The sequence below is a fragment of the Paraburkholderia sp. EG287B genome (genome assembly GCF_040965595.1).
In the GTDB taxonomy this organism is placed as follows: Bacteria; Pseudomonadota; Gammaproteobacteria; order Burkholderiales; family Burkholderiaceae; genus Paraburkholderia.
This window is the reverse complement of the sequence record NZ_JBFRCG010000005.1, coordinates 353,578-367,958: the sequence shown is the minus strand read 5'-3', so window position 1 is coordinate 367,958 and position 14,381 is coordinate 353,578. Positions and strand designations below refer to the sequence as shown.

The window sequence follows — 14,381 nt, the reverse complement described above, 5'->3', positions numbered from 1 at the left end:
CGACGATGTTTTCGCAATCCGATTTCGTCCACATGGAGCGCGCGCTCGCGCTCGCTCAGCGCGGCCTGTACACGACCGACCCGAACCCGCGCGTCGGCTGCGTGCTGGTGAAGGACGGCGTGGTGATCGGCGAGGGCTTCACGCAGCCGACCGGCCAGGATCACGCCGAAATCCAGGCGATGAAGGACGCCCGCGCGCGCGGGCACGACCTGCGCGGCGCGACCGCGTATGTGACGCTCGAGCCGTGCAGCCACTTCGGCCGCACGCCGCCCTGCGCGAACGCGCTGATCGAAGCGAAGGTCGCGCGCGTGATTGCGGCGATGGAAGACCCGAACCCGCTGGTGTCGGGGCGCGGGCTTTCGATCTTGCGCGACGCGGGTATCGACGTGCGTTGCGGGCTGCTGGCCAACGAGGCGCGCGAGCTGAACATCGGCTTCGTCTCGCGCATGACGCGCAAGCGTCCATGGGTGCGCATGAAGGTGGCCGCATCGCTCGACGGCCGCACCGGCCTGCCCTCGGGCGAGAGCCAGTGGATCACGGGCGAAGCCGCGCGTGCCGACGGCCACGCCTGGCGCGCGCGCGCCTCGGCCATCCTCACGGGTATCGGCACGGTGAAGGAAGACGACCCGCGCATGACCGTACGCGCCGTCGACACTCCGCGCCAGCCCAAACGCGTGCTGATCGACAGCCGCCTCGACGCCTCGCCGCTCGCACAGATTTTCGTGGGCGCGCCCACGCTCGTGTTCTGCGCGGCGCTCGACGCGAGCAACGAAGAACGCGCCGAAGCGCTGCGCGTGCGCGGCGCCGAAATCGTCGCGCTCGGCAACGAGCAGGGCAAGGTCGATCTGCCGGCCATGCTCACGGAGCTCGCGGCGCGCGGCGTGAACGAACTGCACGTGGAAGCGGGCTACAAGCTCAACGGCTCGCTCCTGCGCGAAGGCTGCGTCGACGAACTGCTCGTGTACGTGGCGCCGTCGCTGCTCGGCACCAACTCGCTCGGCATGATCGACATCGCCGCGCCCGCGACGCTCGACGAGCGCACGCGCCTCGCCTTTCATTCCGTCGATCGTCTCGGCAGCGATCTGCGCATTCTTGCGCGCGTCGTCACGACGCAAGACGCCTGACCCTCACTGATGCACTGAACACAAGGAACAGCACGATGTTTACCGGAATCGTCGCGGCAGTGGGCCGCATCGAATCGATCAAGCCGCTCGGCACGGGCGCCGACGCAGGCGTGCGCCTCGCCGTCAACGCCGGCGGCCTGGGCCTCGACGACGTGCAGCTCGGCGACAGCATCGCGATCCAGGGCGCGTGCATGACCGTCATCGAAAAGTCGGCAACGGGCTTCGACGTCGACGTTTCGCGCGAAAGCCTGAACCGCACCGTGGGCCTCGCAGCGACCGGCGAAGTGAACCTCGAAAAGGCGCTGCGCGCGAACGACCGCCTGGGCGGCCACATCGTCTCGGGTCACGTGGACGGCCTCGGCACCGTCACGCGCTTCGCGCCCGTGGGCGAGTCGCACGAGCTGCGCATTCTCGCGCCGGCGGATATCGGCCGCTATCTCGCCTACAAGGGCTCGATCACCGTGAACGGCGTGAGCCTCACGGTCAACTCGGTCGACGACCGCGCCGACGGCTGCGAATTCTCGATCAACCTGATCCCCCACACCGTGGAAGTCACCACGCTCAAGCATCTTCAGACCGGTACGAAGGTGAATCTCGAAATCGATCTGATTGCGCGCTATGTCGAGCGGATGCTCTCGGCCGAGAAGGCCGCCAATTCGGCCGCGCAGGACTAAAAGCCGCCTGGCCGGCGCCATGACCGCCCCGGACGCGCGCAAGCACGCGCGCCGGGGCGCTGATAGAATCTAGCCTTCCCTACGCGCTCGCCGCACGGCGTGCCGCGTTCCCATCACCCGAATCGAACCAGGAGGCCCAGTTGGCAACGATTGACACGAGCGCCGCCATGCCGATGGTCCGGGTGATGCTGCACGTTGCGTCGCGTCACGCAACCGTCCCGCTTCCAGCGCAGCCATAGCGCGTCCCGCGCGGCATGTTTTCAGACGCCGCGCCGTATTCTGCGAATTCGAGGTCAGGCCGTCCGGCAAACGATGCCCGGGCGGGCGAAGCCCGTTTTCCGTCTTAACGCTTCACGCTTCCTTCAGGAGAGTCTTCGGGCGTCACGTCCGAAGCATGCTGTCCATGACAGAGCTAAACAACAAACCCGAATCGGGCGGACAAACCTTCCGCAAGGTCCTCGGCTTCACCTTCCGGCACTGGGCGCGCCAACCGGTGCGCGTCACGGCCGTCGCGCTCGCCTCGCTGCTCGGCGCGCTCGCCGACGTGCTCACGCCGCACTACGCGGGACAGCTCGTCGACGCCCTCACGCACGGCGGCGCAGCCAGTAGCGCCGCCGCCTGGCATGCGGCGGTCGTCGCGTTCTGGGCGCTCACGGCGCTCGGGCTCGGCGGCACGATCATGCGTCAGGCCGCGTACCGCAACATCATCACGCTGACGCTGCGCATGATGAGCGAGATCGCCACGCAGGCCTTCCATCGCGTGCAGCGCTTCTCGACAGACTGGCACGCGAACAGCTTTGCCGGCTCAACGGTGCGCAAGGTCACGCGCGGCATGTGGGCGCTCGACCTGCTCAACGACACGCTGCTCGTCGCCCTGTTCCCGTCGCTCGTCATGCTGGTCGGCTCGACCATCCTGCTCGCGGTGCAGTGGCATGTGATGGGCCTCGTGGTCGGCCTCGGCTCGGCCGTGTATCTGGCGATCACGATCTCGCTTTCGCTCTTTTACGTCGCGCCCTCGGCCCGACTCGCGAACCAGTGGGATACGAAGATGGGCGGTGCGCTCGCCGACGCCATTTCGTGCAATGCCGTCGTCAAGGCGTTCGGCGCGGAAACGCGCGAAGAAGCGCGGCTCGCGCGCGTCGTCACGAAGTGGAGCAGCCGCACGCGGCGCACGTGGCAGCGCGGCACGCTCAACGGCGGCGTGCAGGGCGCGCTGCTCGTGGGCATGCAGGCGGCCATCCTCGGCGCGGCGCTGCTGCTCTGGGCGCGCGGTCTCGCAAGCGTCGGCGACATCACGTTCGCGCTTACGCTGTTCTTCCTGCTCAAGGGCTACCTGCGCGATGTCGGCATGCACGTGCGCAACCTGCAGCGCTCGGTCAACGACATGGAAGAGCTCGTCGCGCTCGACGCGGCGCCGCTCGGCATCGAGGACCAGCGCGATGCGCCGCCCATCGTGATCGATCAGGGCGACATCCGCTTCGAGAACATGACGTTCCGCTACGGCGATCACGCGGACGTCAGGGCGCTCTACGAGAACCTCACGCTGCGTATCGCGCCGGGCGAGCGCGTGGGCCTCGTCGGCCATTCGGGCTCGGGCAAGACCACGCTGATCAAGCTGATCCAGCGCTTATATGACGTGTCCGGCGGACGCATCACGGTCGACGGCCAGGACATCGCGCGCGTGCAGCAGGCGTCGCTGCGCTCGCAGATCGCCATCGTGCAACAGGAGCCGGTGCTGTTCCACCGCTCGCTTGCCGAGAACATCGCTTACGCCCGGCCCGGCGCCACGCACGCCGAAATCGAGAGCGCGGCGTGAAGCTCTCGGGCGGCGAGCGCCAGCGCGTGGCGATCGCGCGCGCGTTCCTCGCGAATGCGCCGATCCTGATCTTCGACGAAGCGACCTCGAGCCTCGACAGCGAAAGCGAGGTGCTGATCCAGCAGGCCATGGAGCGGCTCATGGAAGGCCGCACGACCGTGGTCGTCGCGCACCGGCTCTCGACCGTGCGCGCGCTCGACCGGCTGCTGGTGCTCGAACGCGGACGCGTGGCGGAAGAAGGCACGCACGACGCACTCGTGCGCCGCGAAAACGGCCTGTATCGGCGCCTGTTCGAGCGCCAGGCGCTGGAACTGACGAAGGGACTCGCCGACGACGTGATCCTGCGCTGACGCCTCGCCCGTTCGCGCCCTCCCGCCGCAAGCCGGCTCAGGCGGGAGCCGCGCGCGCGTGCGGCGTGATGCGCGCGAGCACGGAAAATGAAGCACGAATAGTAACGTTTCACGTGAATGACGTATGGCGTTACTAGCGTGAAACAGGTGCGATTCGCGCCTTCCCGCGTTCTGGGCGACGCGCCCGCCCGCGTGGCGTAAAATGTGGCCTTTCCAGCCAGAATCCCAACATGACGCTCGCCTCCACCCCTGAGATCATCGCCGAGCTCAAAGCCGGCAAGATGGTCATCCTCGTCGACGAAGAAGACCGGGAAAACGAGGGCGACCTCGTCATCGCTGCGGAGTTCGTCACGCCTGAAGCCATCAACTTCATGGCGAAGTACGGCCGCGGGCTGATCTGCCTCACGCTCACCCAGGAGCGCTGCAAGCTGCTCAACCTGCCGCTCATGACCTACCGCAACGGCACGCAGTACGGCACGGCGTTCACGGTCAGCATCGAGGCCGCCGAAGGCGTCACGACCGGCATTTCCGCGGCCGACCGCGCCCGCACGATCCAGGCGGCCGTCGCGCACGACGCGCGCGCCGAGCACATCGTGCAGCCCGGCCACGTGTTCCCGATCATGGCGCAGCCAGGCGGCGTGCTCGTGCGTGCGGGCCACACCGAAGCGGGCTGCGACTTCACGGCGCTTGCCGGCCTCACGCCGGCCTCGGTGATCTGCGAGGTCATCAAGGACGACGGCACGATGGCGCGCCTGCCCGACCTCATGGAGTTCGCGCAGGAGCACGGCCTGAAGGTCGGCACCATCGCGGACCTGATCCACTATCGCAGCCGCACCGAATCGATCGTCGAGCGCGTGGCCGAGCGCATCATGCAAACCGCGCACGGCCCGTTCCGCGCGGTCATGTACGTCGACCAGCCCACGCGCACGCCGCACATCGCCCTCGTGCGCGGCACGCCGCAGCCCGGCGTCGATACGCCCGTGCGCGTGCACGAGCCGCTCTCGGTGCTCGATCTGCTCGAAACGGGCTCGTCCACGCACTCGTGGACGCTCGACGCCGCCATGCGCGAGATCGCCTCGCGCGACGTGGGCGTGATCGTCATGCTCAACTGCGGCGAACCCAAGGAACACCTGATCGACGTCTTCAAGGCGTTCGACCAGAAAGAGCGCGCGGAGGCGCTCGCACGCCGGCCCGTGGACTTCAAGACCTACGGCATCGGCGCGCAGATCCTGCGCGAACTCGGCGTGGGCCGCATGCAGGTGCTCTCGAAGCCGCGCCGCCTCGGCAGCATGTCGGGCTACGGTCTCGAGGTCACCGGCTTCGTGCCGATGCCCGGCGGCAACGCGCAAGCGCCCTGCCCGCCAGATGCCGCTGACCCTGCCTCGTCGCGCGCCTGAAGTCGCATCGCGCTCTTTTCACGCGTCACCACGCTTAACCGAACTTACGGACACCACATGGAAATCGGACAATACCAACCGAACCTCGACGGCGACGGACTGCGCATCGGCATCGTCCAGTCGCGCTTTAACGAACCCGTCTGCAACGGCCTCGCCGACGCCTGCATCGAAGAACTCGAACGCCTCGGCGTGACGGGCGAAGACGTGCTGCTCGTCACCGTGCCGGGCGCACTCGAAATCCCGCTGGCGCTGCAAAAGCTCGCCGAAAGCGGCCAGTTCGACGCCCTGATCGCGCTCGGCGCGGTCGTGCGTGGCGAGACGTACCACTTCGAGCTCGTCTCGAACGAGAGCGGCGCGGGCATCTCGCGCGTCTCGCTCGACTTCAACGTGCCGATCGCGAACGCCGTGCTCACCACCGAGAACGACGAGCAGGCCGTGGCCCGCATGACCGAGAAGGGTCGTGACGCCGCGCGTGTCGCCGTGGAAATGGCGAACCTGACGGTGGCGTTGGAGCAGCTCGACGGCGGCGACGACGACGAAGAAGACGAGGAAGACGAAGAGGAACAGCAATGAAGAGCGCGCGCCGCCGCTCCCGCGAACTGGCCACGCAGGGGTTGTATCAGTGGCTGCTGTCGGGTGTGCCCGCCGGCGAGATCGACGCGCAGCTGCGCGGTTCGCAGGGCTACGACAAGGCCGATCACGAGCATCTGGACGCGATCCTGCACGGCGTCATCCGCGAGTCGGACGAACTGTCCGCCGCCATCACGCCGTGTCTCGACCGTCCGATCGAGCAGCTTTCGCCCGTCGAACGCGCGGTGCTGCTCGTCGCGACCTACGAGTTCAAGCATCACGTCGACATTCCGTACCGCGTCGTGATCAACGAGGCGGTCGAGCTCACCAAGACCTTCGGCGGCTCGGACGGCTACAAGTACGTGAACGGCGTGCTCGACAAGCTCGCGGCGCAACTGCGCGCCACCGAAGCGCAAAACGCCCGCAAGTCGTAAGAACGCGAGCCGCCGGGGCAAGCGGGTGCGCCTGAGCGCCCGGCCCCGCGCGCCGCGTGATCTGTCAGTACTGGAAAGACCCGCATGAACACCGTTGCCGAACCGCTGCTGCGGCTAGCCGCGCGCGTCAACGAGATCCAGCCTTTCTACGTCATGGAACTGGCGAAGGAAGCCGCGAAGCTCGAACGCGCTGGGCGCGACATCATCCACATGGGTATCGGCGAGCCGGATTTCACGGCGCCCGAGCCCGTAGTCGAGGCGGCCGCCGCCGCGCTGCGCCGCGGCGTCACGCAATACACGAGCGCGCTCGGCATCCACGCGCTGCGCGAGGCGATCGCCGCGCACTACCAGCACGCGTACGGCCTCACGGTCGACCCCGCGCGCATCGTCGTGACGGCCGGTGCCTCGGCGGCGCTCCTGCTCGCCTGCACCGCGCTCGTCGACCGCGACGACGAAGTGCTGATGCCCGACCCCTGCTATCCGTGCAACCGCCACTTCGTGGCCGCCGCGGAAGGCAAGCCGGTGCTCGTGCCGAGCGGCCCGGAAGCGCGCTTCCAGCTGACCGCCGCCGATGTCGAGCGCCTGTGGTCGCCGCGCACGCGCGGCGTGCTGCTCGCCTCGCCGTCGAACCCCACCGGCACCTCGATCGAGCCCGACGAACTCAAGCGCATCGTGCAAAGCGTGCGTGCGCGCGGCGGCTTCACGATCGTCGACGAAATCTATCAAGGCCTGTCGTACGACACGCCGCCCGTCTCCGCGCTGTCGTTCGGCGACGACGTGGTGACCGTCAACAGTTTCTCGAAGTACTTCAACATGACCGGCTGGCGTCTGGGCTGGCTCGTGGTGCCGCCCTCGCTGGTCGGCGCATTCGAAAAGCTCGCGCAGAACCTGTTCATCTGCGCCTCGGCGCTCGCGCAGCATGCCGCGCTCGCCTGCTTCGAGCCGGACACGCTGAAGCTCTACGAAGGCCGCCGGCTCGAATTCAAGCGCCGTCGCGACTTCATCGCGCCGGCGCTCGAGTCGCTCGGCTTCACGGTGCCCGTGATGCCCGACGGCGCGTTCTACGTCTACGCCGACTGCTCGAACGTCGCGCATCCCGCCGCCGGCGACAGCGACGCGCTCACCCGCGCGATGCTGCACGACGCGGGCACGGTGATGGTACCAGGCATGGACTTCGGCGTCGCCGCGCCGCACCGGTACGTGCGGCTCTCATATGCCACGGCGTACGAGCGCCTCGAGGAAGCGGTCGAGCGGCTGCATACGTTCTTCGGACGGTGATCCACTGGTGGTCGAGAAATGGAAAAAGGCACCCGCGGGTGCCTTTTTGTTTGGTCCGGTCTTTCAGCTAGCTGCTCAGGCACCCAGTTCGGACGAAGCGTGCTTCTGGGCCGTCGAGCTGGTGCTGGCATCGTCCTGAGCGGAGCCGCTGTTCGCGGACGACGATTTCTCGACGATCGCGTGGGCGTTGTCGAGCGTCACGTGCACGCGCTTCTCGCCGTTGATGCTCGCCACCTTCTGCGACGCGGACGTGCTGGCCGTGGTGGTGACGGGCGCTTGCGGCGCGTTGATCGGCACGTTGCGGCCGCGTGCGACGTCGCGCAGACGCCCGCGTTCGGCCATTACCTTGGCGCCGTAGCCGCCGTCGTCGGGCGAGGTCGAACCGACGTAGAGACGCAGGCCGCCCGGCAGCGAACCGCCGCGCGCGATGCAATCCTTGAGCACCAGCGCGCCGACCTTGATGTTGGCGAGCGGATCGAGCGCCGCGCGCTGGCCGCCGAAATACTGGAACTTGTCCGAGTGCACCTTCGACATGACCTGCATGAGGCCCTGCGCGCCGACGCCACTTTCGGCGTACGGGTTGAAGCCCGATTCGATCGCCATCACGGCGAGCAGCAGCAGCGGATCGAGCCCCACTTCGCGGCCGGTGTCGAACGCCGCTTTCACGAGTTCGCCGACCGGCTCCTGCGCCACCCGGTAGCGGCGCGCCAGATAGGTAGCGACGAGCGCCTGCTCGCGCGCCGAAACGAGCGCGCGGTCGTCGCGTGCGTCGGGCGTGATGCGCTGGGGCGGAATCATGCGCGCGAGCGAGCCGACGCTGGTCGGCAGCGCGCGCGGATCGAGGCCGTTGAGTGTGACGGCGTCGAGCGTGGCGATGCCGCCGTTCGACACCGAGTTCGCGACCTTCGCGACCGTGCCGTTGGACCCCGCGGGCGAGATGCCCGTGGTGCCGGCGGCGGCAGTCACACCGGCAGCACCGGCATCGGGCGCGAGCGCCGTGGGCAGCATCGCTCCGTCGGCGTTGTCGTCGTTGTTCGTCGTCACGCCGGGGGGCGCGAACGAGGGCAGCGGGTTGCCCTGCAGCAGACGTGCAGGCCCGGCCTGCACCGCCGCCGAGACGAACGGCATCACGCGTGCAGCGAGCGTGATGCGCCACGTGGGCAGCAGCCAGACGGCAACCGCGAGCAGAACGGCACAGCCGCCAACAATGCTGAACAGGTGGTGGCTCAGGCGCGTGCCAAGACGCAGCAACGCGCGCAAGCCGGGAGCTCCACGCTCGTCGGCGCGCCACCACGATAACCAGGTATTCATCTACAGATCTCCCCATATTGCATGATCCGGCTCAGGGGTCGGCACGAGGCAGACAGCCAATCGCAGGATCAAGACATCGCGCGCCCTGGCTGGTGCGGCAGCGATGTCGGGAAAACGGCAAGTTCGCCGTGGGTGGAACTCCTTTTGGGCAACCAGGCACGCAATGTGCGCGCGCCGGGAGTTCTCACGCGAAAAGCCAGCGCGAAGGGGCGCTGACGAGGACAACCAATCTAGACCGTATGCAAGCCGTGCAGGGGTTCGGCAAAACGGCGACGCGTTGCGTCTGAAGGGCCGGGAAGGTGGTTAAAAATTTCAAACCCTGCAACCAGTGTGGACGGATTCTAGCAGCCTGTTATAGATCGTCAATACTATAGAATGTCAAATCTATAACTAATTGTAATGATGAACACCGTTCAATCGGCCGGAAACCGCGCGCCAAGTGCCTCTGCGGCTTGTTATGCGGATTGGCTACCAGCGTGTGCCAGCCAACACAGGTAAAATCGACAATCGTTACGCCGCGTTTCGTCCGGCTTCAAGCCCGGCCGCGGACTGCAGCCGCCCTGCAACCATTGCACAGCCGCCCAATCCGGCCCCGAACGGGCCGCGCGAGCCGGCCTGCGGGTTGCCCACCGAGTTGCCCAAGACTGGCCCCCAATGAAATACAAAGACCTGCGCGACTTCGTTGGTCGCCTGGAGACGCTCGGCGAATTGCGCCGCGTCCCGCAAGCTGTCTCTCCGGTGCTGGAAATGACCGAACTGTGCGACCGCGTCCTGCGCGCCGGCGGCCCGGCCCTGCTCTTTGAGAACCGTTCGACGCACGCGTTCCCGGTGCTCGGCAATCTGTTCGGCACGCCCCGGCGCGTCGCGCTCGGCATGGGCATCGACGCGCCGGAAAGCGGCGGTGACGGCACGGCGCTCGAGTCGCTGCGCGACGTGGGGCGTCTGCTCTCGGCGCTCAAGGAGCCCGAGCCGCCGCGCGGCCTGAAAGACGCGGGCAAGCTCCTCACGCTCGCCAAGGCCGTCTGGGACATGGCGCCGAAGACCGTGAGCGCGCCGCCCTGCCAGGAGATCGTCTGGGAAGGCAACGACGTCGATCTCGCGAAGCTGCCGATCCAGACCTGCTGGCCCGGCGACGCCGGCCCGCTCGTCACCTGGGGCCTCACCGTCACGCGCGGTCCCAACAAGACGCGCCAGAATCTCGGCATCTACCGCCAGCAGCTAATCGGCCGCAACAAGCTCATCATGCGCTGGCTCGCGCATCGCGGCGGCGCGCTCGACTTCCGCGAGTTCGCGCTGAAGAACCCCGGCAAGCCGTACCCGGTGGCGGTCGTGCTCGGCGCCGACCCGGCGACGATCCTCGGCGCCGTCACGCCGGTGCCCGACACGCTCTCCGAATACCAGTTCGCGGGCCTGTTGCGCGGCGCCCGCACCGAGCTCGCGAAGTGCGTGACGCCCGGCGTCGACACGCTGCAGGTGCCCGCGCGCGCCGAGATCGTGCTCGAGGGCTTCATCTACCCGCAGGCGGGCGAGCCCGGCCCGGCGCCCGCGGGCGCGCCGCCCCGCCCCGCCAAAGGCGCGAGCGCCGCGTACGAACACGCGCTCGAAGGCCCCTACGGCGACCACACGGGCTACTACAACGAACAGGAGTGGTTCCCCGTCTTCACGGTCGAGCGCATCACCATGCGCCGCGATGCGATCTACCATTCGACATACACGGGCAAGCCGCCGGACGAGCCCGCGGTGCTCGGCGTGGCGCTCAACGAAGTGTTCGTGCCGCTCCTGCAGAAGCAGTTTGCCGAGATCACCGACTTCTATCTGCCGCCCGAAGGGTGCAGCTATCGCATGGCGATCGTGCAGATGAAGAAGAGCTATCCCGGGCACGCAAAACGCGTGATGTTCGGGGTATGGAGCTTCCTGCGCCAGTTCATGTATACAAAGTTCATTGTCGTGGTCGACGATGACGTGGACATCCGCGACTGGAAGGAGGTGATCTGGGCGATCACCACGCGTATCGATCCGGCGCGCGACACCGTGCTCGTCGAGAACACGCCGATCGACTATCTCGACTTCGCTTCGCCGGTGGCCGGCCTCGGCTCGAAAATGGGGCTCGACGCCACCAACAAGTGGCCCGGCGAGACGGACCGCGAATGGGGCCGCGCAATCGAGATGGACGCCGACGTGAAGACGCGCGTCGATCGTCTCTACGACGAGCTCGGCTTCAGCCGCAGCTAACGCGATCCGACGCAGTGCCCTCGGGCGCCACGCCGGCCGATTCATACGCGACGCCTGTTCGCGACGCCGCGCTTACCGCGTCACGCCTCGTGCATGGCATGAGCCGCGGCGCCAGTGAACCTGAGGAGATTCGAGGATGATGCCCGCATCGGAGCGCCTGACGCAACTGAACGACCCCGCCCTCTTCAAGACCCGCGCGTACATCGACGGCGAATGGAGCGGCGGTGCGGCCACGTTCGCCGTGCTCGACCCCGCCGACAACGCAGAGATCGCGAGCGTGCCCGACTTCGGCGCCGACGAGGCGCATCGCGCCATCGCCGCCGCGAACGCCGCGCTGCCCGCGTGGCGCGCGAAGACGGGCAAGGAGCGCGCCGCCATCCTGCGGCGCTGGTTCGACCTCGTGATCGAGCACGCCGACGACCTCGCCGCGATCATGACCGCCGAGCAAGGCAAGCCGCTCGCCGAGGCGCGCGGCGAGGTGATCTATGGCGCGTCCTTCCTGGAATGGTTTGCCGAAGAAGCCAAGCGGGTGAACGGCGACGTGCTCGCGAGCCCCGCCAGCGACCGCAAGCTCGTCGTGCTCAAGCAGCCGATCGGCGTGTGCGCCTCGATCACCCCCTGGAACTTCCCGATCGCGATGATCACGCGCAAGGTCGCGCCGGCCATCGCCGCGGGCTGCACGATCGTCGTGAAGCCCGCCGAGCAGACGCCGCTTTGCGCGCTCGCGCTCGCCGAACTGGCGCAGCGCGCGGGCGTGCCCAAGGGCGTGTTCAACGTACTCACCGCCGACTCCGCTAACTCCATCGCCATCGGCAAGGCGCTGTGCGAGAGCGACATCGTGCGCCATCTCTCGTTCACGGGATCGACGCCGGTGGGGCGCATCCTCATGCAGCAGTGCGCACCGACGGTCAAGAAACTCGCCCTCGAACTCGGCGGCCACGCTCCCTTCATCGTGTTCGACGACGCCGACCTCGACGCCGCCGTGGAAGGCGCGATGATCTCGAAGTATCGCAACGCGGGCCAGACCTGCGTCTGCACGAACCGCTTCTATGTGCACGACAAGGTGTACGACGCTTTCGTCGGGAAGCTCGCCGCCGCCTCACGCAAGATCAAGGTGGGCAACGGCTTTGAAGATGGCGTGAACCAGGGGCCGTTGATCGACGACGCGGCCGTCGCCAAGGTCGAGCAGCACATCAGCGACGCGACCGCCCAGGGCGCGAAGGTCGTGGCGGGCGGCAAGGTCAGCTCGGGGCGCTACGTCGAGCCCACCGTGCTCGCCGACGTCACGCGCGACATGCTGATCGCGCGCGAGGAAACCTTCGGGCCGGTCGCGGCGGTGTTCCGCTTCAGCGACGAAGCCGAAGTCGTCGGCCTCGCCAACGACACCGAATTCGGCCTCGCCTCGTACTTCTACAGCCGCGACATCGGCCGCGTCTGGCGCGTCGCGGAAGCGCTCGAGTACGGCATGGTCGGGATCAACACCGGACTCATCTCGAACGAGGTCGCGCCGTTCGGCGGCGTGAAGCAGTCGGGCCTCGGGCGCGAAGGCTCGAAGTACGGCATCGACGAATATGTCGAACTGAAGTATCTGTGCATCGGCGTTTGAAGCACGCTTGAACCGCTTGCGCCCGCTTCCTCAAAGGCGGGCGTGAGCGGCATGCGGTCCATACCAACAAGAAATCGTTTTCATGTCTCACGTTTCTCTGCTTTCCGACGGCTTTTTTCTGTCGCTTTCGCTTTGCCTCGACATCGGTCTCGTCAACGTCGCCATCATCTCGCTCACGCTCACGCACGGCTTCCGACCGGGCTTCTGGCTAGGGCTCGGCTCGTGTTTCGGCGACCTCATCTACGCCGCACTCGCGCTTGCGGGCATGGCCGCGCTGCTGCAGTTCTCGGCCGTGCGCTGGATCGTGTGGATCGGCGGCTCCGCCCTGCTGCTCATGCTCACGTGGAAGATGGCGCGCGAAGCGCTCAATCCGGCATCGGCGCCGCCCGTGGAGGGCGAAGCCGATAGCGCCGCGCCGTTGCCCAACCCGTGGCGCAGCTTCGGGCGCGGCGTGCTGCTCGCGCTCTCGTCGCCGAGTGCGATTCTCTGGTTTGCGGCGGTCGGCGGCGCGCTGATCGCCAAGTCGGGCGCGACGAGCGCTGGCGCGGCCTCGCTGTTTCTGCTGGGCTTTTTTGCGGGCGGGCTCGCCTGGACCCTGTTTATTTGCGGACTGGCCAGTCATGGCCGCAAACGTGCCGGCACCGGCCTGCTGCGCGCCTGCCACGTGCTTTCGGCCCTGCTGTTCGCGTACTTCTCGTACAGCGTGATCGTGCACGGCTATCGCGAAATGATCCTGCGGGGCGCGGGCGCGTCGTAATCCGTGTCGGGCGCCGGTGCGCCTCGCCGTACGCCTAAGTCCCGATTGGCGCGCATCGGTCTGGCGCGCCGCGCACGCGGCGCAAGCGAACGCCAAAAACAAACGGTGCAACGCGGCGTGAGCCGGCGTTGCGCCGTTCGTGAAACCTGCAGCCAGGCGGCGTGCGCCGCCCGTCATGCTCAATGACGGTAGTAGCCGCGGCCGTAGTAACCGTGGCCGTAGTAGCCGTGATGCCAGTACGGACGGCCGTAGTAGCCGTAACCACCGTAGCCGCCTACGACGACGGCAGGCGGCGGCGCGTACACCACCGGCGGCGGCGCATAGACCACGGGCGGGGGCGGCGGTGCGTAGACCGGCGCAGCATAGACGGGATAAGCGGGGGCCACCGGAATGCCAATGCCGATACCCACCGAGACGTGCGCCTGGGCCGCGCTGACGAAGCCCACACCCAGCGCGGCGGCAACGATGAACGATACGGTCTTTTTCACTTCTCTTCTCCTGGCGGCCGCCAGCGGCGACGCGCAATAACGGGCACTGCCCACGGATTCAATGTATCGAAAACGGCGACCGTCATTGGTAGCCATTTGTTTCGAATTGCAATCCTGTTTTGGGGGCGCTTAATAGCGCGTCAAGCCCGGTGGGCGCGGCTGCCGCGAAAAATCGCCGCGCCCGCGCCCGATCACGCCGCCATTCGTTACAAAAACCAGGGCGCTGTCATTGTTACCTGCTCGAGGGCATCGCGCGGGAAGTCTCCCGGTAATGTTTGATTACAAATTGGTTGACCGGGACTACGTTCGGACTGCGGCCGACGAGGCTGTAAACGACGATGCCC

The 14,381-nt window shown here is 67.4% G+C and carries 11 protein-coding genes and 1 pseudogene; 10 read left to right on the top strand and 2 right to left on the bottom strand.

The window, feature by feature from the left end; translation table 11 throughout:
- Positions 1 to 5: 5 nt before the first annotated feature.
- The 7 genes and pseudogenes from ribD to AB4Y40_RS11210 all read left to right on the top strand — a co-directional run bounded on the left by ribD (position 6) and on the right by AB4Y40_RS11210 (position 7,643).
- Positions 6 to 1,124 carry a bifunctional diaminohydroxyphosphoribosylaminopyrimidine deaminase/5-amino-6-(5-phosphoribosylamino)uracil reductase RibD gene (gene ribD, locus AB4Y40_RS11240; RefSeq protein WP_368687715.1) on the top strand — a complete coding sequence of 373 codons (1,119 nt, stop codon included), beginning with the start codon at positions 6 to 8 and terminating at the stop codon, positions 1,122 to 1,124.
- Positions 1,125 to 1,159: 35 nt separating this feature from the next.
- Positions 1,160 to 1,798, top strand: a complete 639-nt coding sequence (locus tag AB4Y40_RS11235; RefSeq protein WP_368687714.1) for a riboflavin synthase — start codon at positions 1,160 to 1,162, stop codon at positions 1,796 to 1,798.
- A 403-nt stretch (positions 1,799 to 2,201) separates the two neighbouring features.
- Positions 2,202 to 3,964 (top strand): annotated as a pseudogene (locus AB4Y40_RS11230) (ABC transporter ATP-binding protein).
- Positions 3,965 to 4,194: 230 nt separating this feature from the next.
- Positions 4,195 to 5,361: a bifunctional 3,4-dihydroxy-2-butanone-4-phosphate synthase/GTP cyclohydrolase II gene (ribBA, locus tag AB4Y40_RS11225; protein ID WP_368687713.1), complete on the top strand. Its 1,167-nt coding sequence runs from the start codon at positions 4,195 to 4,197 to the stop codon at positions 5,359 to 5,361.
- A 57-nt stretch (positions 5,362 to 5,418) separates the two neighbouring features.
- Positions 5,419 to 5,934 carry a 6,7-dimethyl-8-ribityllumazine synthase gene (ribH, locus tag AB4Y40_RS11220; RefSeq protein ID WP_028211567.1) on the top strand — a complete coding sequence of 172 codons (516 nt, stop codon included), beginning with the start codon at positions 5,419 to 5,421 and terminating at the stop codon, positions 5,932 to 5,934.
- Entirely contained in the window at positions 5,931 to 6,365 is a 435-nt protein-coding gene (nusB, locus tag AB4Y40_RS11215) for a transcription antitermination factor NusB (RefSeq protein WP_042260852.1), read from the top strand. Before ribH ends, nusB begins: the two co-directional genes overlap by 4 nt.
- Positions 6,366 to 6,449: 84 nt before the next feature.
- Complete coding sequence (locus AB4Y40_RS11210) at positions 6,450 to 7,643, top strand: pyridoxal phosphate-dependent aminotransferase (RefSeq protein ID WP_368687712.1); 1,194 nt, start codon at positions 6,450 to 6,452, stop codon at positions 7,641 to 7,643.
- Between the two features lie 75 nt (positions 7,644 to 7,718).
- Here the strand turns inward: AB4Y40_RS11210 and AB4Y40_RS11205 are convergent, their stop codons facing one another.
- Positions 7,719 to 8,954: a transglycosylase SLT domain-containing protein gene (locus tag AB4Y40_RS11205; protein ID WP_368687711.1), complete on the bottom strand. Its 1,236-nt coding sequence runs from the start codon at positions 8,952 to 8,954 to the stop codon at positions 7,719 to 7,721.
- Positions 8,955 to 9,608: 654 nt separating this feature from the next.
- Here AB4Y40_RS11205 and AB4Y40_RS11200 point away from each other — a divergent pair.
- From AB4Y40_RS11200 to AB4Y40_RS11190, 3 genes are all read left to right on the top strand, one after another.
- A complete protein-coding gene (locus AB4Y40_RS11200) occupies positions 9,609 to 11,186 on the top strand; it encodes a UbiD family decarboxylase (protein ID WP_368687710.1) in 1,578 nt (525 codons plus the stop codon).
- A 136-nt stretch (positions 11,187 to 11,322) separates the two neighbouring features.
- Positions 11,323 to 12,792 (top strand): NAD-dependent succinate-semialdehyde dehydrogenase, encoded by a 1,470-nt coding sequence (locus tag AB4Y40_RS11195; RefSeq protein WP_368687709.1) that lies wholly within the window; start codon positions 11,323 to 11,325, stop codon positions 12,790 to 12,792.
- Positions 12,793 to 12,874: 82 nt separating this feature from the next.
- Entirely contained in the window at positions 12,875 to 13,549 is a 675-nt protein-coding gene (locus AB4Y40_RS11190) for a LysE family translocator (protein ID WP_368687708.1), read from the top strand.
- 179 nt (positions 13,550 to 13,728) lie between these two features.
- On the opposite strand, the gene AB4Y40_RS11185 is transcribed toward AB4Y40_RS11190, so the two are convergent.
- Positions 13,729 to 14,037 (bottom strand): hypothetical protein, encoded by a 309-nt coding sequence (locus AB4Y40_RS11185; RefSeq protein WP_069262732.1) that lies wholly within the window; start codon positions 14,035 to 14,037, stop codon positions 13,729 to 13,731.
- Between the last annotated feature and the right edge of the window lie 344 nt (positions 14,038 to 14,381).